Source organism: Bacillus sp. SRI_025 (assembly GCF_057592095.1).
In genome coordinates, this window is sequence record NZ_JBYEGB010000005.1 from 78,038 (window position 1) to 100,526 (window position 22,489).

Here is a 22,489-nt window from a genome sequence, read left to right on the forward strand (position 1 = left end):
TGGGGACCCTCATACTGTGTATTTTCTAAGTGAAAGAGAGTGAATAAGATGGGTCGTAAGTGGAACAACATTAAAGAAAAGAAAGCATCAAAGGATGCCAGTACAAGTCGTATTTACGCAAAATTCGGGCGTGAAATCTATGTGGCTGCCAAACAAGGTGAGCCAAACCCAGAATCAAACCAAGCACTTCGTTTTGTCCTAGAACGTGCAAAAACATATAGTGTCCCAAAACATATTGTGGACCGTGCCATTGAAAAAGCCAAAGGCGGTGCGGAAGAGAACTTCGATGAGCTGCGCTACGAAGGATTTGGTCCAAACGGATCAATGGTAATCGTTGATGCCCTCACCAATAACGTGAACCGTACAGCTTCAGATGTTCGAGCAGCATTTGGGAAAAACGGCGGAAACATGGGCGTAAGCGGCTCTGTTGCTTACATGTTTGACGAAACAGCTGTCATCGGTGTCGAAGGGAAAAGCGAAGAAGAAACACTTGAGCTTTTAATGGAAGCAGATGTTGATGTACGTGACATCATGGAAGAAGATGAAACGGTGATTGTGTACGCTGAACCAGATCAATTCCATCAAGTACAAGAAGCATTCAAACAAGCCGGTGTTGAAGAATTCACTGTCGCTGAAATCACAATGCTACCGCAAAACGAAGTGACGTTAGATGATGAATCTAAAGCACAATTTGAAAAGCTGATCGATGTATTAGAAGAGCTTGAAGACGTGCAGCAGGTTTATCATAATGTGGATATAGGGGAATAAAAAACTTAAGCCATAGTAGTCGTTGAGTTCATTCAACTTCTACTATGGCTTTTTTATTTTCTCAATAAAATGTAATATATGTATAATGTGTTAATGTCTACAATTTTCAAGGAGATGAGTTTCATTTTTAAAACATGGTGGTTTTCTTATTATGGATTTATGATCATCCCTTATCTTGGCCTATGTCTTATTTTCAACGACTTACCGATATTGTCTAAAGTTATCTTCTTTCTTTTTATCATTTGGTATTTATATAACGCCTTTGACTTTTACAAAAATGAACTAAAAAGAAAAAAAGAGAAACCCTATTAGCAAAAAACAGTCATCTCCTCTGTTGATAAGAGGAGATGACTGTTTTAATTCATCCCTTGAAACCCAAACGTCAGGTGATCCTGAACAGGTATCCAAGCGCCGATTCCTTGCGAAGTCACGTTTTTTACGACGAGTTTGCGTTTATTTCCTTTTAGCACAAGGTACACTTCTCCGTAAGTAACCTTACCTTTTTCGTTAATCGCTGGTGCATAGGCATGAAGCGATGCTGCTTTTTTTGGAGAGACATGGTAAGACTGATCTCGTTTTGTTCCTGCACCAATTACGGTGTCAAACGCGAGGGGCAGCTTTGTTTTTTGAATGGCTTTTTGCATCATCAATGTTTTCACATCTTCTGGGTTTGGTACTTTTGCTGTGAGTCCGCCGCTTACTTTCACTTGCTGCTTTTGAACGTATTTTCCAATGGCTGTTTTATTGCCGCCTCTGTTATCAATATGGTTCGTATTCACCTTTTTGTATTCCCAATTGGCGACTGTTTCGTTTGAATCGTAGCTCAGTGCCCATCTCCCAAGGAAAATGGTCGCGCGGTATCCAACTGCTAATGGCGTCCCTGAAATGCTGGATTCATTCAGCATTTTAATCAAATGAGTATTCTCAATCGGGACACTTGTTGTTTTGAACAATTCAGCCGTCAGCTCGCTCGGCTGGAGCAGCGGCTGATCCTGTGACGCGTTCGGATACGTATTCTCCTTTGAAATACTTGCGACAGAGGATGGCACTTTAAATGGCTTTGCCGCCTCCGCTGGAAAGCTGTATAGAAAACTTAAGGATAAGAGAACAACAAACATGATGCGGGGCATCTTTTTCATATCATCACTCTTTCTCATTCATTTTTCCATAGTATTTTCCCGAAAGACGCCCCTTATCCACAAAAGATTATAAAAGGAAAAATCCAATCGCCATAATAAAATAGGCAGCGAGTAATGTGGCGCCTTCAAACCAGTTTGTATCACCATCATTTGATAAAATGACCGTGAGCAGCACAGAGGATGCCATCGCAATGAGTTCCGGTAAGGAAAAAATGAGCGGCATCTGCTTGTCGAAAAATAGAGAGCTGATGACAAGGATTGGCGCGACCATCATGGCAACCTGAAGCGTGGAGCCAAAGGCGATTTCTACTGCTACATCCATTTTGTTTTTATACGCCATGATGACAGCTGAGGCATGTTCTGCTGCGTTGCCGACGATGGCCACAATAATGACACCGATAAACAGCTCACTCCAGCCAAATTGTTCTCCTACCGTATCAAATGTATGAACAAGACGCTCTGAAATGTACGCAACTGCGATTGTCGAAAGCAGCAAAATGACAGTGGCAAACTTGCCAGACCATTCAGGTGTTTCTTCTTCCGTCTCTGCTTCGCCTTCCATGCTCTCCTGCTTGGCAACATACACCCCGCGGTGGCTGACCAGTTTGAAATAGAGCGCCGCGACATAAAGCAAAATCATGACAATGCTAATCCCAATGCTTAAAACAAACTGTTTATTCTCTGCCATCTCCATCGAAAACACTTCTGGAATGACAAACGCTACAATAATGGCAAACATGAGCAAGCCTGAATTGTGCCTTGCATCATGGACATTGAATACTTGGCGCTTATATTTTAATCCGCCAACGAAAAAAGACAAGCCAGCCACAAGCAGTAAATTTCCGATGACCGATCCTGTTAATGATGCAAGTACGATGGCCGTCAGTCCTTGCTTTAAAGCAAAAAACGAAATGATTAACTCCACCGCATTTCCAAATGTAGCGTTTAAAAGTCCGCCAATTCTGGGCCCCGCAATGATGGCAAGACTTTCTGTGGCTCTTCCCATAAAACTAGCAAGACCAATAATGGCGATACAATAAACCGCAAACATGAGAACCTGCGGGAAATGAAGAAAACTGCCAATCACCGATAGCGGAACACCGATTGCGACAATCACAAGAAATAAACGATTCATACAGCCATTCTCCTTTACATATGTCTGACTGTTATTCTTTCGTGAGTGCCGGCATCATATACATTTTAGATTCGTGCGTGTGAGAAGGTGATATCAATACTTCCTTTCACGGACTGCACCATAGAGCAATGCTTCAATGCAAGGGTGATCACTTTATCGATTTGTTCATCAGATGTATTAATGTCTTCAAATAAGATATGTAAATGAATGCAGGAAATCTTGTTTACAGCTCCTGCCCTTGTCGTTTCAGGTGTGATCGTCAGCCCTTTATAGGATATTCGCTTTTTACGGCACACATGAATGAGCATTTCTCCAAAGCAGCCTGCAATGGCTGAGGTGAACAATTGAGATGGACGGTACCCCATTTCTTCTGTTCCTGAAATAGGCAGCTGCCTGTCCTCATTATGTGCGATCCAATGATCCTTTTCGTATGTCAGCTTCATTCCTTTTCCACCTTTCTATTGAAACCCCTATGGTTCCATTGTACGATGAAAATATGAACTTGTAAGGAGCATCTTATGTCGAGAATTCACTTTATGATTTTAATTTTACTTGTATCCGTGTCTGGTTTTTCACAGGGTGCATTACTTCCTGTCATTTCCATTATTTTTGAACATGCCGGTACTTCTCCTACGTTAAACGGACTGCATGCCACAGGCTTATATCTCGGAGTACTGCTTGCGTCTCCTTTTATGGAAGCACCGCTTCGCCGATTTGGATTTAAGCCGTTAATCGTCATTGGAGGCGCCGCTGTCTTTTTAAGCTTGTTTAGCTTTGTGTTTTTTGAATCTTATGTCGTCTGGTTCTTCCTCCGGCTTATGATCGGGATTGGTGACCATATGCTGCATTTCTCTACACAGACGTGGGTGACCTATGCTTCATCCTCGAGAAATCGCGGAAGAAACATTTCACTGTATGGATTATCGTTTGGACTCGGTTTTGCCGCCGGCCCTTTTTTAACGCCGCTCATTGAGATCAATCCAGCTTTGCCTTTTATTGTTTCTGGTGCCGTTAGTTTATGTATTTGGCTGCTTGTGTTTGTTTTAAAAAATACATATCCAGATACGGGCGAAGTGCAAACGTCAGAGCAGACAAACAGTTTGAAGCGCTTCAAAAAGGCCTTTCAATTTGGCTGGGTCGCCTTTATGATGCCATTTTGCTATGGATTTTTAGAAACGACGCTTAATAGTAACTTCCCTGTATATGCGCTAAGAAGCGGGGTGACAGTAGATGCAGTTGCGTTTATTTTACCTGCGTTTGCCATTGGGAGCATTGTCTTTCAGCTTCCTCTTGGGATGCTCAGTGACCGGTTTGGCAGACGCCGCATCATTTTATGTGTGACACTCGCTGGATCATTCTTTTTCCTTTTAGCAGGGATCTTCATTCAATCCGTTTTGGCTGTCGCCATCTGTTTCTTTATCGCCGGAATGGCTGTAGGCTCTACCTTCTCACTTGGCATCAGTTATATGACCGACTTATTGCCAAAGCATCTGCTTCCCGCCGGGAATTTGATGTGCGGGATGGCGTTTAGTGCAGGCAGTATTCTCGGGCCGGTACTTGGAGGATTCTTTGTGCAAACGTTTGAAGGAATGAATTTACTTTACCTTGTCAGTATCGTGATATTATTTGTGTTTTGCTGTGTTCGGTTTGGGAGAACGACGGCAGTGGTGGAAAGTCACTAAAATGGAGAGTCAATCGTTGTTTACCTATAACATCACAAATGAGTTGACTTTGGCATCTCTACAAATAGATGATGCGGACACACTATTTAGCCTTATTCAAAAAAATAAGGCTCATTTAGGGGAGTGGCTGCCTTGGGTTCATCACTGCAAAAGCATAGAAGCAGTCAAAACGTTTATTCAATCAACTCAAACCACCTACATTGAACAAAAAGGGTTGGAAGCTGGCATTCAGCTGAACGAGCAATTAATCGGTGTGCTCCGTCTGACGTTTGATCAACAAGTAGGCAATATCGGTTATTGGATTGATGAAGACGCTCAAGGACAAGGCATTGTGACAACCATCGTGAAATATATGACAGATACCTTTGCTCCTAAAGTCGATGGATTTGAAATTTTTTGTCCTGTTGGCCATGTCAGAAGTGAACGTGTAGCGATAAACGCAGGGTTTCAGCTTGATTCTCATTACCAGTCAAAACCTGATACAGCTTTTATCCTTAAGCGGTATATACGATTGTCGAAATAAAAACTCCCCTGCACCGCAGAGGAGTTTTTTTCATTTAATGATAACCATTTTGCCCGTTCGCACTGCCGCTTGTTTTGTGCTTTGGCTGATGGCCTTTGTTTTGTTTCGTGTTGCTTCCGCCTTTTTTCGATTGTTTGGACATATGTGATTCCCCCATCCATCAAGATTGAACATGTTCGTTCTTCTTTAGGATGCCCGGATTTCTTCACACCTTGCCTGGTACGATTTTACGCTTATGTAAAAGCGCATTAAGCTCGCCGCCAAGGATAATCATGATGCCGGTTAAATAGAACCAGATCATTAAAATAATGATTCCCCCAATACTTCCGTACATCGCGCTGTAATTAGCAAACTCGCCTACGTAAAATGAGAACAGCATGCTCACCAAAATCCATCCAACCGATGCAAAAATGGCGCCTGGCAGAACAAATTTCAATTTCAGTCTGATGTTTGGAGCGAAATAGTACAAGGCTGTAAACACAATCAATAAAATCAGCGGGCTAATGATCCACCTCATGGCCGTCCAAATGGTGAGAAAGGCATCTGACTGCCCAATTAATTTTGCGACAAATAAGCCAAGTTCTTTTCCAAAGACAGGCAGCATTAAGGCAAAAATAATCGTAAGAACCATCGCTATAGTTAAGATGATTGATGTTAAACGTACGAGAATGAAGGAACGATTTTCCTCAACTTCGTAAGCATGGTTAAATGCTCTGACGACGGCATTAATCCCGTTAGATGCAGACCAAAGGGCGGCAATAATCCCGAATGACAGCAATCCGCCGTTGCGGCTGTTCAGTGTCTCTTCGGCGATGGATTCAATCATCGAAAGCGCTCCTTCTGGCGCATAACCAGAAATGACGCTCAGGACATCCTTCGACGTCAGCGGCAAATATCCAACGAGTGTCAGCACGAAGATGAGAAACGGAAATAATGAAAGCAAAAAGAAGTAAGCAAGCTCAGCAGATTTTGCTGGTCCTTCATGCAGCAAAAAGCGTTCAATTAACGCTTTAATAAAACCCATACGCTTCATCTCCAATGATCAATCTTTCTATTTCGATCGAAAGTGATCCTTTGTTTCTTCAATAATCTCTAATACTTTTGGGGTTGTTTCCTTTAACTGATTGACTTGTTCATTTAAAAATGACAAATCATCTGAGACTGTTCTCATCAGCTGCTTCGTTTCTTCCATTTTTTCTTTCACGCAAGCAGAAATTCTGGCTGGCTCCTGACGGTATTCCGCCAGCTTTTCCTGACAGTCATCCCATTTGTCTTTAAGCGCAATTCTCGTTGGCCGATGAAATAATGTCAGCAGTGCGCCGCAAGCTGCTCCTATCACAGCTCCTCGAAGCATGATTTGATTTTTCTCTTCCATCTCGTCTGATCTCCTTTCAGTTAAAGGTGTTTCTCTTTCTTTACATACGTCAAAAAACGATCAATTCCTGTTTCAATTAAATCATGTACTTCCTCAAAGTTTCCAGTGTAATAAGGGTCTGGCACATCATCTCGATCATCGTCTTCAACAAAGTCAAGAAGACGGCCAATAAAGTGATGTTTCCCATAACCGGCTATACTGCGAAGTGCCCCTACATTTTCAGCATCCATCGCAATGATATAGTCGTATGCTGTGATGTCCTCATGTATGATTTGTCTTGCGGACATCCCTTCATAGCTGATCCCTTTTTCATCAAGCAGCTTTCGTGTTCCTTCATGCGGAGGACTGCCTTGATGCCAGCCGCCAATGCCTGCTGAATCAATGACAAAGTGCTCGCTTAGTCCTTCATCTTCTACTCGTTTTCTAAACATGGCCTCTGCCATCGGTGACCTACAAATATTGCCAAGACATACGAATAATACATGAATCATCCTTCATTCTCCTCCTATCTTTTCCCTAGAAACTGCTTTCGAAAACCTTTTCTCTATCATATCAAGCCCTTTTTCTTTTGAAAACTTTGCAAGAAAAACTCCCATCGGCATTGACACATTATACAAAAAAAGGGGACACTTTAGGAGAATTGCACAAATAAAGGGGGATACATATGGGATGGGTAGAACAGATTGTCAGCAATATTAATGATGTATTATGGGGACCGCCGCTTTTGTTTTTGATCGTGGGGACTGGGATTTACCTTACCTTTCGCGTACTCTTTATTCAAATTAGGCTGCTCCCCTATTCGCTGAAGCTTGCATTTTCAAAGCAAGACAAGACATCAGAAGGTGATATTTCTCACTTCCAAGCATTAATGACAGCTCTTGCTGCAACGGTTGGAACGGGAAATATTGTAGGGGTCGCCTCTGCTGTCATTGCCGGCGGACCAGGCGCTGTGTTTTGGATGTGGTTTGCAGCGTTCTTTGGAATGGCGACAAAATATGCTGAAGCTGTTCTCGCAGTGAAATACCGTGTCAAAAATGAAAAAGGTGAAATGTCCGGCGGGCCGATGTACTATTTGGAGCATGGCTTGAAGCAAAAATGGCTAGGGGTGCTGTTTGCTATTTTTGGTGCTGCGGCTGCCTTTGGAATTGGGAATCTCGTGCAGTCAAATTCGATTTCTGGTGTCATGAATTCAACCTTTCAGATTCCAACATGGATCACAGGCATTATTATTACGGCCTTTACTGCGCTCGTGATTTTAGGCGGGATTAAAAGCATTGGCCGGGTGACGGCTATTTTTGTACCGGTCATGGCTTTATTCTACGTCATTTGCGGGCTGATCATTCTTGTCATGAATGCGGATCTTGTCCCAAGTGCAGTCGGGCTCATTTTTACGGATGCATTTACAGGTCAAGCCGTTGCAGGCGGTGCGATCGGTACCGTAATCCGCTGGGGTGTGGCGAGAGGGGTATTTTCCAATGAAGCAGGTCTTGGTTCTGCACCAATCGCTGCAGCTGCTGCCAAAACAGATATGCCTGCTCGTCAAGCGCTTGTGTCAATGACGCAAGTATTTATTGATACGATGATTGTTTGTTCCATTACAGGGATCACAATTGTCATGGCCGATATGTACGTCACAGAAAAAAGTGATGCACTCACCTCGTTATCCTTTGCTCATTTCCTTGGACCAATCGGCTCAATCATTGTTGCAATCGGCTTACTTTTATTCGCTTATTCCACCATTATTGGCTGGTCCTATTACGGTGAAAAATGCTTTACATATTTGGCAAAAGATTCGTATGTGATGTATTATCGTGTTGTGTTTGTTATTGCTGTCTTTTTCGGTGCCGTGTTTAAGAATGATTTCGTCTGGGGCGTGGCGGATATGCTAAACGGACTGATGGCTGTTCCGAACTTAATCGGCCTTATCGGTTTATCAGGAGTTGTCGTGTTTGAATCTAAACGAATCATTGATAAGATCAAGCAGGAGAAAAAGGAGAAAAACATCTCCGTGTCGTCTTAATAGCCCTTTTATTCTTTTGCATTTCTGTTAAAATAGACATGTTATTCAACACATATGCAGGAAAGGACGTGCCGCCCTTGTCAGAGCAAAAAGCGGCTGAAGTCAATCAGCTGATTGAAGACATTTCGCAAAAGTTAAATATGCTGAACATTGGAGTCATCAAAGCCGAGGACTTCAGTCCAGACAAGTACGAAGATATTGAATTTCTACACCAAATGGTGATGAAAAAATCTTCATTCAGCCCAAGTGAAATGCAAGCCATCGCAAGCGAACTAAAAAACTTAAGAAAATAAACGTGCAAAGGAAACCAGATTGCGGTTTACGCCGCTTTCTTCCATCCATGCACAGAAAAAGCCAGCACCCCGCAAGGTGCTGGCTTTATTTATCCTGTCAAAAACTGCTTATTTTGCGAGCAGTTTTAATGATTCACGGTTAAATGCTGGAATGTCATCAGGTGTACGGCTTGTCACAAGCTGATCCTGACAAACAACAACTTCTTCATCTTTGAATTTGGCGCCTGCGTTTTCCATATCTACTTGAATGGATGTATAGCCAGTCGCGCCTCTGCCTTCCAGCGTCTTCGCTGTAATGAGCAATTGCGGTCCGTGACAGATCGCAAATACTGGTTTTTTCTCGTCCATAAATGCTCTTGTGAATTGGACATAGCGATCATCTGCACGCAGAATGTCTGGTGAGAAACCGCCAGGAATCAGTAGTGCATCGAAGTCTTCAGGCTTCACGTTATCAATGGACGCATCCACTCTCACTTCTGCTTCTCCTTGCTTCCCTTTCACTGTTTTACCTTTTTCGTTTTCAATTACTGTGATCTCATGGCCTGCATCTTTAAAGGCTTTTGCAGGCTCGGTGAATTCAACATCCTCAAAGTAATCTGTTAATACAACTGCAATTTTCTTACCCATGTAGAAACCCTCCTGCTTGATTATCGTTTACACTACACACTATACCCGGGTACATTGAAATCAAACATCCTATCCCGATCAGAAAACCCCTTATGATAAAAATAAGCATTTAGACTTATTTATATTTCCTCAACAAGGTAATTCGTATGATTTATGTTATCTTTACAATAATCTGCAAAAAATAACTACAAAAGTTAACGAAACATTTCTACAATAGGTATTGTGGTCAAAAAAATTAGAAAGGCGGAGATCAGGTGAAGAAGCAAACACATAGGTCTAAACGAAGGAAAAACCTGTCTATTCTGCTCACTTCCATTATGATGATTAGTCTCATTCTCCCAGCAGTACCTACTCATGCAGCAATAGAAAACGGCGATGCCGTAAAAGTCAGCATCTTAGCCACAACGGATGTTCATGCGAACATGATGAACTATGATTATTACAGCGACAAAGAAACAAATGAATTTGGTTTGGCAAAAACAGCCGAGCTAATTGAAAAGCACCGTTCACAAAATCCAAATACACTCCTTGTTGATAACGGAGACCTGATTCAAGGAACCCCTCTTGGAGAATACGTTTACAAAAATGAGAAAGACAGCATCATCAATCAAACAAAGGTTCACCCCATTATTCATACACTCAACAAACTAAAGTACGATGCAGGAACACTTGGCAATCATGAATTTAACTACGGATTATCATTTCTTGACGGTACTATTGCCGGGGCTAACTTCCCAATTGTCAATGCGAACGTCAAAAAGTTAAATGGAGAACACCGTTTTACGCCTTATGTGATTCAAGAAAAAACATTTAAAGACGCAAACGGAGCCTCACAAACTGTGAAAGTCGGTTACATAGGATTCGTTCCACCACAAATTATGACGTGGGATAAGAAGCATTTAGATGGACAAGTTCAAGTGCAGGATATCGTCGAATCTGCCAATGAAACCATTCCTGAAATGAAGGAAAAAGGAGCAGATATCATCGTCGCTCTTGCCCATACAGGAATTGAAAAAACCGCTTCGCCTAAAGGATCAGAAAATATGATCTTTGACCTTGCCACGAAAACGAAAGGCATTGATGCGATCGTGTCTGGCCACCAGCACGGCACATTCCCAAGCGCTGAATATAGCGGCGTTGACAAATTCGATGTCTCAAAAGGAACCATCAACGGCATTCCAGTCGTCATGTCTAAAAACTGGGGAAGCTACCTCGGCGTCATTGATTTAACATTAGAGCCTGACGGCAGCAACTGGAAAGTCACAGATGGAACAGGAAAGATTGAATCTGTTGCAGGAGTCACCTCTCAAAACAGCACTGTAAAAGATGCTATTCAAACGACGCATCAAAACACACTTGATTATGTAAGAAAGCCTGTCGGTAAAACAGAAGCAGACATTAACAGCTTTTTTGCTCAAGTGATGGATGACCCTTCTATTCAAATTGTGACGGATGCACAAAAATGGTATGCACAAGAAAAAATGAAGGATACGTCATACAAAAACTTACCGATTTTATCTGCAGGCGCCCCGTTTAAAGCCGGCGGCCGAAACGGTGTAAATTATTATACAAATATCGCAAAAGGTGATTTAGCGATTAAAAACATCGGCGATCTCTACCTTTACGATAACACCGTGCAAATTGTCAAACTGAAAGGCAGTGAAGTGAAAGACTGGCTCGAGATGTCTGCCGGACAGTTTAATCAGATCAAGCCAAACGATTTAAATGAACAGCCTATTTTAAACGAAGAATACCGCTCGTATAACTTTGATGTGATCGATGGTGTCACCTATCAAGTTGATGTGACGCAGCCTGCTAAGTACAGCACAACAGGCACTCTTGTCAATGCGAAGGCAAACCGTATCAAAAACCTGTCCTACAACGGGAAACCAGTCTCTGACAATCAAGAATTTTTAGTCGTGACAAACAACTATCGAGCTTCTGGCGGCGGTGGCTTCCCGCATCTGACGCAAGATAAAGTGGTGCTTGCCTCAGCCGATGAGAACCGCCAAGTGCTGATGGATTATATTATCGAACAAAAAACCATCAACCCAAGTGCGGATCAAAACTGGTCCATTGCACCAATCAAAGGCGCAACAGTCACATTCGAATCTTCTCTTTTAGCTAAGCCGTTTGCTGAAAAATCTAGCAGTGTAGACTTTGTTCGTAACGCCAGCACAGATGGTCTTGGTGTGTACAAGCTAGCCTTTAAAGAGGATGGCACAACAGAACCGCCTGCATCAGACAACTGGAATTTAACGGTGATGCATACAAACGATACACACGCACACCTTGATGATGCGGCAAGACGTGCCACAAAGATTAAAGAAGTTCGGGCAGAAAGCAAGAACAACATTTTATTAGATGCTGGAGATGTCTTCTCTGGTGACCTATATTTCACAAAATGGCAAGGACTTGCCGACCTCAAACTGATGAACTTAATGAAATATGATGCCATGACGTTTGGTAATCATGAATTTGACAAAGGTCCTTCTGTTCTTCGTCAATTCCTGACAGGTGATGCATCAGATGTAGATGCGAAAAACCGTCACCAATTTGAAAAGCCTGCATTCCCGATTGTGTCATCAAACGTTGATGTCTCTAAGGAAAAACAATTGAGCGGCTTAGTGAAAAAGCCAGCCACATTTAAAGCTGGTGAGAAAAAAGAAGCTGGGATTTACCCATACATCCTGCTTGATGTAAACGGTGAAAAGGTGGCTGTATTTGGCTTAACCACTGAAGACACGGCCATTACATCCAGCAGCGGCCCTAACATTCAATTCAAGGATGCATACAAGAAAGCAAAGGAAACAGTCAACACCATTCAAACAGAAGAAAAAATCAATAAAATCATTGCTTTAACACACATTGGCTATAACCGTGACCTTGAGCTGGCTCAAAAAGTAGACGGTATTGATTTAATCATTGGCGGTCACACGCACACCCTTGTAGAAAAATTAAAGGTCGTCAATAAGAAAGAACCAACGATTGTCGCGCAGGTGAAAGACTACGGACAATTCTTAGGGAAAGTAGATGTGGCCTTTAATCAAAAAGGAGTCGTACAGCCAAAGAAATCTTCTTTTGACCTCATCACCATCGATGACTCTGTCAAAGAAGATGCCGATGCAAAAGCGATCCTCGATCAGTACAAGGCAGATATTCAAGATTTAAAAACGGAAAAAGTCGGGTCTACTGATGTCCTCTTAGACGGACAACGAGAGCACGTCCGGGCGAAGGAAACGAACCTTGGGAACTTTATTGCTGACGGCATGCTGAAGAAAGCGCAGGAATCTGCTGGTGCTGATCTTGCCATCACAAACGGCGGCGGTATTCGAGGCAGCATTGAAAAAGGAGATATCACTTTAGGTGATATTTTAACGGTCATGCCATTCGGAAACACACTCTATGTTGCGGATTTAAAAGGCAGCCAAATAAAGAAAGCGCTCGAACAAGGGCTTTCAGGCATTGAGGAAGGCGGCGGCGCATTCCCTCATGTAGCCGGCATTGAATATACGTTTACACTGAGTAAACCAGCTGGCAGCAGACTCATTGATGTCAAACTGAAAGACAAAAACGGCAAACTAACAGACATTGATGATAAGAAAACATACCGCGTGGCAACAAACGCATTTGTCGGGACAGGCGGCGATGGCTACAGCGTCTTTACAGAAGCCTCTCACGGCGAAGACTTAGGCTATGTTGACTATGAAATCTTCAAAGAGCAAATTGAACAGGCAGACGGCGGGCATATTTCTCCTGTCATCGATCATCGAGTGAAAGAAGTGTTCCTTCCACGTGCGAAAGGAAAGGGCGCTTATGACATTCAAGATGATGAGAAATTCCAAACGTATGTGCAGCATACAAACAAAGCATTGCTCTATTTAGACAAAGCGAGCGAAGCGAAAAACGTTCAATTGTCACTATCAAAAGCACAGGTAGCCGAGCTGAAGAAAAGAGAGCAAGATCCGAACGTCACTATTTATCATGACAAAGTGGGACTCGCATTACCGCTCTCTAACTTGTCCGAGAAAAACGCAGAAATATCGATGACAAAGACGGATAAGGTGAAAAATGCATTAACGAATACGTATGATTTCCAAATCAAACAAGATCAGAAAAAGGTTTCTACCTTTAAAGATCCTGTTACACTATCCTTTACATTAGATGAGCCTCAAAAGGCAAAGAAACCTGGTGTATATTATGTAGACCGCAAGAAAAATCGTTATGCCAAAACAAGTAATGGATCATTCGAAAATGGGGCCGTTTCAGGTCAAACTAAGCACTTCAGCGAATACACCGTACTCAACCAAAGCGGGGCAGTTGGAACAACGCCAGATCAAACTGGTGGAGACGGCGGAAGTTCAGCGCCAGGCGGAGGTACAGGTACAGATCCAAACCAAGATGGAACCGGACTCCCAGGCGGCACACTGCCGAATACAGCAACAATGATGTATACAGCTGTATTGATTGGCGTACTCATGCTTGCCTCAGGCGGTATCCTCTATTACTACCAGCGTAAGCGTACAAGAAAAAATGTATCATCCTAAAAGAAAAGGACAGAGCCTATGCTCTGTCCTTTTTTTCTCTTCTAGCAAAATCGACGAATCTGAAGCGGTCTAACCTGTGACGGCTTTCTGTGTATTGAAATAGACTCGTATCCTCTAAGAACACATAATTCTTTACCACGACGACATGGTCAAATCCCTTTAAATCAAGGTACTTCGCATCCTCTTCTGTACATGGCTCTACCACAAATTCCTTTTGAGCATAGCTGATTGATACACCGAGTTCTCCTTCAATATACTCGTAGATTGATCCTTCGCATATGTCTTTAGACAATACTTCAACATGCTTTTGCAAAAAGTAGTCCTTGTCTAAAATCACTTCTTCCCCGCTAATATTGCGAGAGCGAATGACTTTCCAGACGTCCGTCTGTTCGTCAATTTTCAGCTGAGACTGAATATACTGATCCGGTTTGATTAAACCAAATTCATGAACCGTTGTGACTGTCTTTCGGCCAAGCGTTTTGGAAAGCTCTTTAAAGCTGACAAGACCTGATACAGGGAACTGCATTTTCTCCCGATTCAGCAATACAGAGCCTTTCCCGCGGATTTTTTGGATATAGCCATTTTGCACAAGAATATTTAATGCCTTTCTCACCGTCTCCCGGGACGTGTCGTACATGATCGAAAGCTCATGCTCTGATGGGAGGATACCTTTATCCTGCCATTCACCTTGTTCAATTCGTCTTGCGAGCTGATCATAAATCACTCGAAACTTATTCTCTTTCATTTTCCCTCCGCCCCATTTTCTAGCGTTTGGTTAAATGATAAACGATTGACTCATATGGACGCAACGTAAATCCCTTGATATGTGCCGGCACATCCTCATAATTGGATAACAGCACTTGACTCTCCATCTCATCAACAGCCTGCACAAGCTCATCAGGAAGCGTAAAGTCCGTCTCCCCTGCATAAAAGTGGTTGATCACGAGGAGCTTCTCATCCTTGCTTTCTCTAACATAAGCAAAAATCTTTGGATCTTCTGCTAGGAGTAAGGAGAAGCTGCCATATGTGATCACGTCAAGTTCTTTACGCAGTCTGCAAAGGGCTTGGTAATGATAAAAAATGGACGTCCGGTCTTTTAATGAAGCCTCGACCGAAATGTCGTTATTGGCTGGCTCAATCCAAGGCGTTCCTGTTGAGAAACCTGCATTCTTCTCTGAAGTCCACTGCATTGGTGTTCGCGCATTATCTCTTGACTTGACCTGTAAAATGGCGAGTGCTTCTTCCTTTGATTTTCCCTTTTCAAGCATGACTTCATACATATTGAGTGATTCGATATCACGATAAGACGAAATGTCCTCAAAGCGAGGATTCTTCATGCCTATTTCCTCACCTTGATAAATATAAGGAGTCCCCTGCATGAGATGAATCGTGGTCGCCAGCATCTTCGCTGATTGCTGATGATACGTGTCATCATCACCATACCTTGAGACGATACGCGGCTGATCATGATTGCACCAGAACAGCGCGTTCCAGCCGCCGCCCTCATGCATTTTCGTTTGCCATTCAGACAGAATCGACTTCAATTCTTGAAAATCAAATGGTGCGATCGCCCACTTTTCACCGTTTGGATAATCCACCTTTAAATGATGGAAGTTAAACGTCATATCCAGCTCCTGCCGATCAGGTCTTGTATACCGAATGCAGTCTGCGATATTCGTTGAAGACATTTCTCCCACTGTCATGCTATCGTATTTCGAAAAAACCTCCTGGTTCATTTCATGCAGAAATTCATGAATTCTCGGACCATCGGTATAGTACATGCGGCCGTCGCCTTGCACAGATTGTCCGGCATCATCTAAGAAACGCTGATCCTTTGAGATGTTGTTGATGACATCCAGCCTGAACCCATCAATTCCTTTTTCAAACCAAAAGTGCATGATGTCATATACTTTCCTACGCACTTCATCCTTCTCCCAATTGAGATCCGCCTGAGTGACATCGTATAAATGAAGATAATAATCTCCTGTTACTTCGTCGAGTTCCCAGGCTGGACCGCCAAATTTCGACTGCCAATCATTCGGCGGAGATCCATCCGCTTTTGGCTCCTTCCAAATATAATAATCTCGATAAGGGTTATCCTTTGACTCACGCGAGGCTTGAAACCACTCATGGAAAATGGATGTATGGTTCACGGCTAGATCCATGATGACTCGTATTCCTCTCTCATGCGCTTCCTTCAGCATGCGTTCAAAATCTGTCATTGTGCCGTACATGTCATGGATTTTTGTATAATCACTAATATCATAGCCATTGTCATACTGCGGGGACTCATACATTGGCGTGAGCCAAATACAATCCGCCCCAAGCTCTTTGATATAATCAAGCTTTTTCGTCACGCCATTGATATCACCTGTCCCAGAGCCGGTTGTATCTAAAAAGCTTTTCGGATAAATTTGATAGACCACCGCTTTTTTCCACCACGGTTCATTTGATTGCTGATTCAAATTCCTTCACCACCACTAGTTAAGTTCGTCTGAAAAATCCTTCTTCTTTTTTAGTTTTGCATATAAAAGAGTACCGATGAATGGGAGGATGAGTACAATCACCATCCCGATTGCAAATGCACCCCAATATTTCGGGATAATGGAGAAGATTCCTGGAATGCCTCCAACACCAACTGAGCTTGCCAGCACCCCTTGAGAGGCGATAAACATACCGGCTAATCCTGAGCTGATCAGAGCAAAAATAAATGGGAATCGATAACGCAGGTTTACCCCAAACATGGCCGGTTCAGTAATTCCTAAATAAGCAGATATACTGGATGTCAGCGAAAGTCCTTTTTGCTTTTCATCTTTTAAGACAAACATCATCGCAAGGGCAGCTGATCCTTGTGCAATGTTGGATAAGGCAAGCATTGGCCATAGGAACGTGCCGTGCAGCTTTGAGTTAATCAATTGAATATCAACAGCGAGGAACGTATGGTGCATTCCTGTAATGACTAATGCTGCATACAGTCCGCCGTATAATAGACCGCCAAGTGCTGCGAATTGCTGGAATACCGCTACAAGTCCAGATGTTAAAACATTACCGATTGCAAATGTAACAGGTCCAATGACAATGAATGATAAAAATCCAATGACTAATAACGTAATCGGTGCAACAACTAACAGCTGAATACTTTCAGGTGTCCGTTTTGTGATAAATAATTCGAGCTTTGCAAGTAAATAGGAGGCAACGAGTATCGGAAGAACCTGTCCTTGATAGCCTACCTTCTGCACTTCAAGTCCAAACAAGTTCCAAACAGGAATGTCACCTGTCTTCTCTGCCGCTCCATAGCCCCATGCGTTTAACAAGTCTGGATGTACGAGCATCAGACCGAGGACCATCCCTAAAAGCGGATTCCCCCCAAACCTCTTCACAGCTGACCAGCCAATTAATGCTGGCAGGAACGTGAAGGCAGTGCCTGCAATTAAGTTGATCATATTCGCTAAATCAGCCCATGCTGGGTACACATCCACAATCGATTTTTGATCGAAGAAAATATCAGGAGCTGTTAAAATATTATTAATCCCCATTAATAAACCGGCTGTGACGATAGCAGGAAGAATCGGTATAAAGATATCCGCAAGCGTTTTCACAGCACGCTGCAATGGGTTCAATTTTTGATCAGAGGCACGCTTGACGTCCTCTTTTGTGGCTTCCCCAATTCCCGTCCTTTTGACCATTTCGGCATATACTCGATTGACGACCCCTTGGCCGATAACCACTTGGTATTGACCGTTCGCTGAGAAAGATCCCTTCACTTCATCAATTTGTTCAAGTGCTTTCTCATCCACCTTGCCCTCATCTTTCAGCACAAAGCGCAGCCTTGTTACACAATGTGTCGCTTGATCGATATTTTCTTTGCCGCCGATGGCTTTCACAATCTGATCTGCTGCTGCCTGATAATCAGCCATACTATCCCCTCCGAGATCGTTTTTTTATATAAGAAAAAAGAACCAAAAAACTTGTATATACATGTTTACTTCATATTTTATATTTGTATATACATGTAGTCAACAATAAAATGTAGCGCTTACATAAAAAAAGCTCCCTCAATGTGCTCAGGGAGAGGCAGCGTGTCATCATCTTTTTTTATGCTCTGTTAATTTCTCGTAGACCTTATTTTTGTAAAAGGAGGAGGCTGGGCGAGCAAAAGTTTGACGCTTAGATGTAAGTTCATCCAGACGTTTTTGTTTTTCTTCACATATGAGAGACAGTTTCTTTCTTTCCTCTCCATCTATACTCGATTGAAGTAATTCTTTGACAGTCATAAGTTCTTTTTTCAGCGCTGTTTCTTCCCCAGCAAATCCGGCATTTTTCATAATGCGGTAGCCCATTCTAAGTTCTTCTGGTACATGAGCAGCGTCATCTTTTGGCAGAGGCTTCCCAAAGCCAGATAATCCTTCAAAAGCCCCATTATCCATCGCTTTTTTGATCCGTTCTTCTGATAATCTCTGCGCAAAATCCATAGCGTTTCTCCTTTCACCGCAAGTATGTAATTAAGCATAGCAAAAAAGCTGGCTCTCTCACAAGAACCAGCTTCAGCGTCTAGACAAACCCTCGCATTCGGTGCTCGTCCCTTTTTCGCTGAAAAGAGAAAAAGGGCTAAAATATTTTAGCCCTTTCTTGTTATTTCTTGTCGATTTTGAAAGTTGAGACCATTTGTGCTAAGTCGTCTGACATGTCAGAGAGCTGTTCAATCGCACTTGAAATTTGCTGCATGCCAGCACTTTGCTGTTCTGTTGCTGCTGCTACTTCTTGAGAGCTGGCTGCTTGTTCTTCCGATACCACCGAAATTTGTTCAATCGATGTAGAAATCGTTTGATATGCACGTTCTACCTGGTTGATGGATTCAAGCAAGTTGTTCGTTCTTCTTGCAAACTGAGACACGCCGTCGTAAATCACAGCGAAGTTTTGTGACGTGCCTTCCATTTGCTCACGTCCTTCTTCCACTGCTTTACTGCTTTCCTCTACGCTTTCAAGAACACGCTGGCTGTTTTCCTGTGTACCGATAACGAGGTCTGAAACAGTTTTAGCTGCATCCGCTGATTGCTCTGCTAATTTACGTACCTCATCTGCCACAACAGCAAACCCTTTTCCTTCTTCCCCAACACGTGCCGCTTCAATGGAAGCATTCAGTGCAAGAAGATTCGTTTGTGCTGAAATGTCCGTAATAATCGAGATCACACTTTCAATCTCCGTGGAATGGGATTGTAATTCTTCTGCTGCCTGCTTCGAGTTGGTCATCTTGTCATGTAACAAGTTCAGATGATCAAGCACATGGTTCACAAGTTTTTGACCAGATTCTGACTGCTCCTGTACATCAGATGAAACAGATTTCATTTCATCGACTTCTTTTGTGACGCCTTCGATTTGAGTATCGATCTCTGCAACAGATCTCGTACAATCCGTAATATTTGCGACAGAATCATTGATTCCTTCACTCATATTCGTCATGGCTTCTGACACTTGCTGCGCACTTTGACTTGATTCGTTCGTTACCGTGCGAAGCTGTGAAGACATTTTTGATACTTCACTAGATGAATGCGAGATCTTCGAAATGAGCTCTTTGATCCGCCCCTGCATCTTTTGGAAGGATGCGGCAAGCTGGCCGATCTCGTCTTTACTCTCAACTTCTACCATTCCAGTTAAATCACCGTCAGCAATTCGGTTCGCTGATTCCATCAATGAACGTGCTGGTTTCGCAATTCTTCTTCCCATGATAAAGGAGAAGAGCAATCCACCGATGAGCACAATAGCCGATGCAACCGTAATGTAGATTGTCAGCTTCTTCGTAGTGGCTGGAACAATTGATGCATCTAGATCAATCCCTAAAATCCCTGTCAGCTCACCGCCTGAATCTTTGATTGGCAAAAAGACTGATTTATGTGTTCCATATGAATCATGGTAAATATCACTTTTGACCATTTTATCTTCAGAAAGAGCTTGCTTCATCTCATCTGAGAATGCATAATCCTGGTCAAAATCATTGTCTTCCCCAGTTAATACGATAATTCTTTCTTTACCGCCTTTATTAGATAACACGTATAAGTTCTCAAGCGTATGATCTTTTTGAAGCTCTGTGAATTTCTTTTTGATATCGACATAAATGGGATCATCCTTCCCGCTAATGCTGAGCACGTTTCCATCGATGTTATCGATTTCTTTTTTGGCGGTATCAATATCTGTTGTTAATCGATAATCAAATTGCTTTAATAACTGGGATGATAAATCCTGGCTGACTAGATAAAATGTTAGAACGAATAATGCAACGGTTGCGAGTAATGTTACGGTAACGACTGACATGATTTTAGAGGATATCGTGTATCCTCCAAATTTCCTTTGTTTCGCCATTTTTTCCTACATCTCCACTCTCAGATTTGGTTTAAGCATGTACATTTTCAAATTGTCCACAAACAGATGCAATCACATCTTTTAAATAAGATACGATATGAGGGATATGCTCTGGTAACGTATAAGGTGAGATGACAAAAAACTTACTAACACTTAGATAGAATTCTTGACCTTCTTTTGAGTTAACAAGTAAAAACTTCGTTGTATCGCCAAAGAACATCTCGTCTCTTTTCTCTCCAAGTTTTTCAAACAGCATTTTGTTCAATTCATTGTTTCGCTCAATTTCCATTGAAGTCGCTTCGCCAGAAATCTCTTCTTGAAAACGCGGTGAGCCGTCTAGGTAAATTCTAAATAATGTAGCCATTCCGACGTTGTCATCATTCACGACTTCTGCTTGCGGAATTTCCCTACTAAGTGCTTCTCTGAAGGCAAGGTTTACTTCTAAGAATTGACCGAGCAAGCGCTGGTAGCCTTCAATCCCAAACGTTAACAGCACACTCAGCATGCTGATTGAGCTTCCCATTCTTGAGCACTCAAGTGTATAACCCGTATGGTATTCCCCGTAGCCTCTATGGCCAACATATGGCGTCTCTTGTTCTTCTAGATCCAAACGCTTTAAGTCAGCAGCGTTTTTCACTAAGAATAAACTGGATGTGTAAGGTGTTTGGCCGAGCTTTTGAAAATCAAAGCACATCGAGTCTGCAAGAGAAAGATGCTGGAATTTCGCTTTGATTTCTTTTAGCATACGAAGAACACCGTCTGAGAATTGCAGCGGGTTTTCTGATACATCATACTCATTAAAGAAAGCAAAGAATCCACCCAGCGCCGAATCTGCATGAATATGCGGCACCTTCAGATCATACTTTTCAGCAATCGCTTCTGCTGTTTCACGTACCCCTTTTACATCATCAATTGCAATGGCATCTGTTGTTCCGGTTGTTGCCACAATATAAACGGGAATCCCGCCATCCTGTGCAACACGTTCCATTTGACAACGCAAATCTTCCATATCCATTGAATGATCTTTATTCGTCTTAATTCTGATTAAGTTGTTTGTGCCAAGTCCTGTTGCTTCCATTGACTTAAATAAGCTGTAATGTGCGGCATCAGAACAAAACGCATAAAGATTTTGCGGAACTCCTTTTCGCAGTGACTCCGGCGCTGCTTTGGCAATCGCTAAACGAAGTCCTGAAAAAATCGCTCCTTGACCTCCCCATGTTGTGTATCCCCCGCTCACGTTTGGATCATATCCGATGAGCTTAGACATCATTGAGACCACTCTGACCTCAGCTTCCGCACCTGCTGGCCCGTAAACATCCCATAGGTTGTTTCCGTTTACCAGCATAGCTGTCAGCATGCCTAAAATTCCTGGTGTACTTGCCATTGGCAAAATGTTCGTGAAGAAATACTTGGTGTGGTATGGATGGTTATGTAAAAGCTTCAGTAATTCTTCATTCACAAGTTCCGCTTGCTGGCCGTTCATCGGAATTTGACTTGTTTCAGTGAGCTTTTTGTAAAAGTCCTCCCCACGATTCTTTTCACCTTTAAGGTGTGCACGGTTGGGATCCTTCAGGTCATCGACCCCTGAAATGATCTGCTCCATCAATTTGACGAGTTCTTTACGCTCTCCTGCATTTCCGTCCTCACTCGGAAACCAGTTCTGAACGAGGTTCTCTGCTCGTACAGTCATATACTATCAATCCTTTCAATGGAAGATTTCCTGTCACTGTCTATATCGACCCCAATTCAGAAGTTTATAGTCTCGATATGTTCACTTAAGTATATCTAGATAATTTGTTTACTTATTAAAATAAATAAAACCCTTAAAAAACACATTAAAAGCATTATGTTGATGAAATACAAAAATATATTGATATATCGTATGAGAGGAATTTTTATCCATCATCTTGTTCCATTCCATTGTTCATTTTTTTTGCTTAACCTGCATAAACATTAATAAACAATGGAAAAACTCTCTAAATGACCATTGTAGAAATTAAATTAATTCTTTAGACTTATGCCT

General features: G+C 42.5%; 19 protein-coding genes. 6 read left to right on the forward strand and 13 right to left on the reverse strand.

Annotated elements, in window-relative coordinates; genetic code table 11:
* The first annotated feature begins 48 nt into the window (after positions 1–48).
* Complete coding sequence (locus AC20OE_RS14915; protein ID WP_099663036.1) at positions 49–768, forward strand: YebC/PmpR family DNA-binding transcriptional regulator; 720 nt, start codon at positions 49–51, stop codon at positions 766–768.
* Between the two features lie 356 nt (positions 769–1,124).
* Here AC20OE_RS14915 and AC20OE_RS14920 read toward each other — a convergent pair whose 3' ends face one another.
* The 3 genes from AC20OE_RS14920 to AC20OE_RS14930 form a co-directional block, all read right to left on the reverse strand.
* The gene (locus AC20OE_RS14920) at positions 1,125–1,907 is read right to left on the reverse strand and encodes a YfkD famly protein (RefSeq protein ID WP_017358796.1); all 783 of its coding nucleotides are present in this window, start codon (positions 1,905–1,907) and stop codon (positions 1,125–1,127) included.
* 67 nt (positions 1,908–1,974) lie between these two features.
* Positions 1,975–3,042, reverse strand: a complete 1,068-nt coding sequence (gene cax / locus AC20OE_RS14925; RefSeq protein ID WP_487268939.1) for a calcium/proton exchanger — start codon at positions 3,040–3,042, stop codon at positions 1,975–1,977.
* Positions 3,043–3,107: 65 nt separating this feature from the next.
* Positions 3,108–3,485 (reverse strand): OsmC family protein, encoded by a 378-nt coding sequence (locus AC20OE_RS14930; protein ID WP_144626185.1) that lies wholly within the window; start codon positions 3,483–3,485, stop codon positions 3,108–3,110.
* Between the two features lie 75 nt (positions 3,486–3,560).
* On the opposite strand from AC20OE_RS14930, the gene AC20OE_RS14935 reads away from it, so the two are divergent.
* Positions 3,561–4,724 (forward strand): MFS transporter, encoded by a 1,164-nt coding sequence (locus AC20OE_RS14935; RefSeq protein ID WP_041087254.1) that lies wholly within the window; start codon positions 3,561–3,563, stop codon positions 4,722–4,724.
* 16 nt (positions 4,725–4,740) lie between these two features.
* The gene (locus AC20OE_RS14940; protein ID WP_487268940.1) at positions 4,741–5,247 is read left to right on the forward strand and encodes a GNAT family N-acetyltransferase; all 507 of its coding nucleotides are present in this window, start codon (positions 4,741–4,743) and stop codon (positions 5,245–5,247) included.
* Between the two features lie 205 nt (positions 5,248–5,452).
* Here the strand turns inward: AC20OE_RS14940 and AC20OE_RS14945 are convergent, their stop codons facing one another.
* Genes AC20OE_RS14945 through AC20OE_RS14955 form a run of 3 tightly spaced genes read right to left on the reverse strand, consistent with a single transcriptional unit; the run spans position 5,453 to position 7,113 of the window.
* Positions 5,453–6,271, reverse strand: coding sequence for a YihY/virulence factor BrkB family protein (locus AC20OE_RS14945; protein WP_461199390.1), 819 nt, complete (start codon positions 6,269–6,271; stop codon positions 5,453–5,455).
* A gap of 27 nt (positions 6,272–6,298) precedes the next feature.
* The gene (locus AC20OE_RS14950) at positions 6,299–6,622 is read right to left on the reverse strand and encodes a YtxH domain-containing protein (protein WP_039177147.1); all 324 of its coding nucleotides are present in this window, start codon (positions 6,620–6,622) and stop codon (positions 6,299–6,301) included.
* Between the two features lie 20 nt (positions 6,623–6,642).
* The gene (locus AC20OE_RS14955) at positions 6,643–7,113 is read right to left on the reverse strand and encodes a low molecular weight protein-tyrosine-phosphatase (RefSeq protein ID WP_106025876.1); all 471 of its coding nucleotides are present in this window, start codon (positions 7,111–7,113) and stop codon (positions 6,643–6,645) included.
* Between the two features lie 173 nt (positions 7,114–7,286).
* Between AC20OE_RS14955 and AC20OE_RS14960 the strand changes: the two genes are divergently transcribed.
* Both AC20OE_RS14960 and AC20OE_RS14965 read left to right on the forward strand, forming a co-directional pair.
* The gene (locus tag AC20OE_RS14960; RefSeq protein ID WP_039177145.1) at positions 7,287–8,642 is read left to right on the forward strand and encodes an alanine/glycine:cation symporter family protein; all 1,356 of its coding nucleotides are present in this window, start codon (positions 7,287–7,289) and stop codon (positions 8,640–8,642) included.
* A 77-nt stretch (positions 8,643–8,719) separates the two neighbouring features.
* Complete coding sequence (locus tag AC20OE_RS14965; protein ID WP_003214000.1) at positions 8,720–8,935, forward strand: DUF1128 domain-containing protein; 216 nt, start codon at positions 8,720–8,722, stop codon at positions 8,933–8,935.
* Between the two features lie 108 nt (positions 8,936–9,043).
* Here the strand turns inward: AC20OE_RS14965 and AC20OE_RS14970 are convergent, their stop codons facing one another.
* Positions 9,044–9,562 carry a type 1 glutamine amidotransferase domain-containing protein gene (locus tag AC20OE_RS14970; RefSeq protein WP_024425275.1) on the reverse strand — a complete coding sequence of 173 codons (519 nt, stop codon included), beginning with the start codon at positions 9,560–9,562 and terminating at the stop codon, positions 9,044–9,046.
* Positions 9,563–9,816: 254 nt separating this feature from the next.
* Between AC20OE_RS14970 and AC20OE_RS14975 the strand changes: the two genes are divergently transcribed.
* Positions 9,817–14,109 carry a multifunctional 2',3'-cyclic-nucleotide 2'-phosphodiesterase/3'-nucleotidase/5'-nucleotidase gene (locus AC20OE_RS14975; RefSeq protein WP_487268941.1) on the forward strand — a complete coding sequence of 1,431 codons (4,293 nt, stop codon included), beginning with the start codon at positions 9,817–9,819 and terminating at the stop codon, positions 14,107–14,109.
* A 16-nt stretch (positions 14,110–14,125) separates the two neighbouring features.
* Here the strand turns inward: AC20OE_RS14975 and treR are convergent, their stop codons facing one another.
* The 6 genes from treR to AC20OE_RS15005 all read right to left on the reverse strand — a co-directional run bounded on the left by treR (position 14,126) and on the right by AC20OE_RS15005 (position 22,156).
* Positions 14,126–14,854, reverse strand: a complete 729-nt coding sequence (treR, locus tag AC20OE_RS14980) for a trehalose operon repressor (protein ID WP_039177134.1) — start codon at positions 14,852–14,854, stop codon at positions 14,126–14,128.
* Positions 14,855–14,873: 19 nt separating this feature from the next.
* Complete coding sequence (treC, locus tag AC20OE_RS14985) at positions 14,874–16,574, reverse strand: alpha,alpha-phosphotrehalase (protein ID WP_487268942.1); 1,701 nt, start codon at positions 16,572–16,574, stop codon at positions 14,874–14,876.
* Between the two features lie 15 nt (positions 16,575–16,589).
* Complete coding sequence (treP, locus tag AC20OE_RS14990; protein ID WP_041087235.1) at positions 16,590–18,026, reverse strand: PTS system trehalose-specific EIIBC component; 1,437 nt, start codon at positions 18,024–18,026, stop codon at positions 16,590–16,592.
* Positions 18,027–18,194: 168 nt separating this feature from the next.
* Entirely contained in the window at positions 18,195–18,581 is a 387-nt protein-coding gene (locus AC20OE_RS14995; RefSeq protein WP_024425857.1) for a DnaJ family domain-containing protein, read from the reverse strand.
* Positions 18,582–18,741: 160 nt separating this feature from the next.
* Positions 18,742–20,466: a methyl-accepting chemotaxis protein gene (locus AC20OE_RS15000; RefSeq protein WP_039177128.1), complete on the reverse strand. Its 1,725-nt coding sequence runs from the start codon at positions 20,464–20,466 to the stop codon at positions 18,742–18,744.
* 31 nt (positions 20,467–20,497) lie between these two features.
* Positions 20,498–22,156 carry a pyridoxal phosphate-dependent decarboxylase family protein gene (locus tag AC20OE_RS15005; RefSeq protein WP_039177127.1) on the reverse strand — a complete coding sequence of 553 codons (1,659 nt, stop codon included), beginning with the start codon at positions 22,154–22,156 and terminating at the stop codon, positions 20,498–20,500.
* Between the last annotated feature and the right edge of the window lie 333 nt (positions 22,157–22,489).

Coding starts and splice junctions, on each gene's coding strand:
- treP (WP_041087235.1), bottom strand. CDS start 18,026: ATGGCTGATTATCAGGCAGCAGCAGATCAGATTGTGAAAGCCATCGGC.
- AC20OE_RS14970 (WP_024425275.1), bottom strand. CDS start 9,562: ATGGGTAAGAAAATTGCAGTTGTATTAACAGATTACTTTGAGGATGTT.
- AC20OE_RS14915 (WP_099663036.1), top strand. CDS start 49: ATGGGTCGTAAGTGGAACAACATTAAAGAAAAGAAAGCATCAAAGGAT.
- AC20OE_RS14930 (WP_144626185.1), bottom strand. CDS start 3,485: ATGAAGCTGACATACGAAAAGGATCATTGGATCGCACATAATGAGGAC.
- AC20OE_RS14955 (WP_106025876.1), bottom strand. CDS start 7,113: ATGATTCATGTATTATTCGTATGTCTTGGCAATATTTGTAGGTCACCG.
- AC20OE_RS14960 (WP_039177145.1), top strand. CDS start 7,287: ATGGGATGGGTAGAACAGATTGTCAGCAATATTAATGATGTATTATGG.
- AC20OE_RS15005 (WP_039177127.1), bottom strand. CDS start 22,156: ATGACTGTACGAGCAGAGAACCTCGTTCAGAACTGGTTTCCGAGTGAG.
- AC20OE_RS14945 (WP_461199390.1), bottom strand. CDS start 6,271: ATGGGTTTTATTAAAGCGTTAATTGAACGCTTTTTGCTGCATGAAGGA.
- AC20OE_RS14920 (WP_017358796.1), bottom strand. CDS start 1,907: ATGAAAAAGATGCCCCGCATCATGTTTGTTGTTCTCTTATCCTTAAGT.
- AC20OE_RS14995 (WP_024425857.1), bottom strand. CDS start 18,581: ATGGATTTTGCGCAGAGATTATCAGAAGAACGGATCAAAAAAGCGATG.
- AC20OE_RS14935 (WP_041087254.1), top strand. CDS start 3,561: ATGTCGAGAATTCACTTTATGATTTTAATTTTACTTGTATCCGTGTCT.
- AC20OE_RS14950 (WP_039177147.1), bottom strand. CDS start 6,622: ATGGAAGAGAAAAATCAAATCATGCTTCGAGGAGCTGTGATAGGAGCA.
- cax (WP_487268939.1), bottom strand. CDS start 3,042: ATGAATCGTTTATTTCTTGTGATTGTCGCAATCGGTGTTCCGCTATCG.
- treR (WP_039177134.1), bottom strand. CDS start 14,854: ATGAAAGAGAATAAGTTTCGAGTGATTTATGATCAGCTCGCAAGACGA.
- AC20OE_RS15000 (WP_039177128.1), bottom strand. CDS start 20,466: ATGGCGAAACAAAGGAAATTTGGAGGATACACGATATCCTCTAAAATC.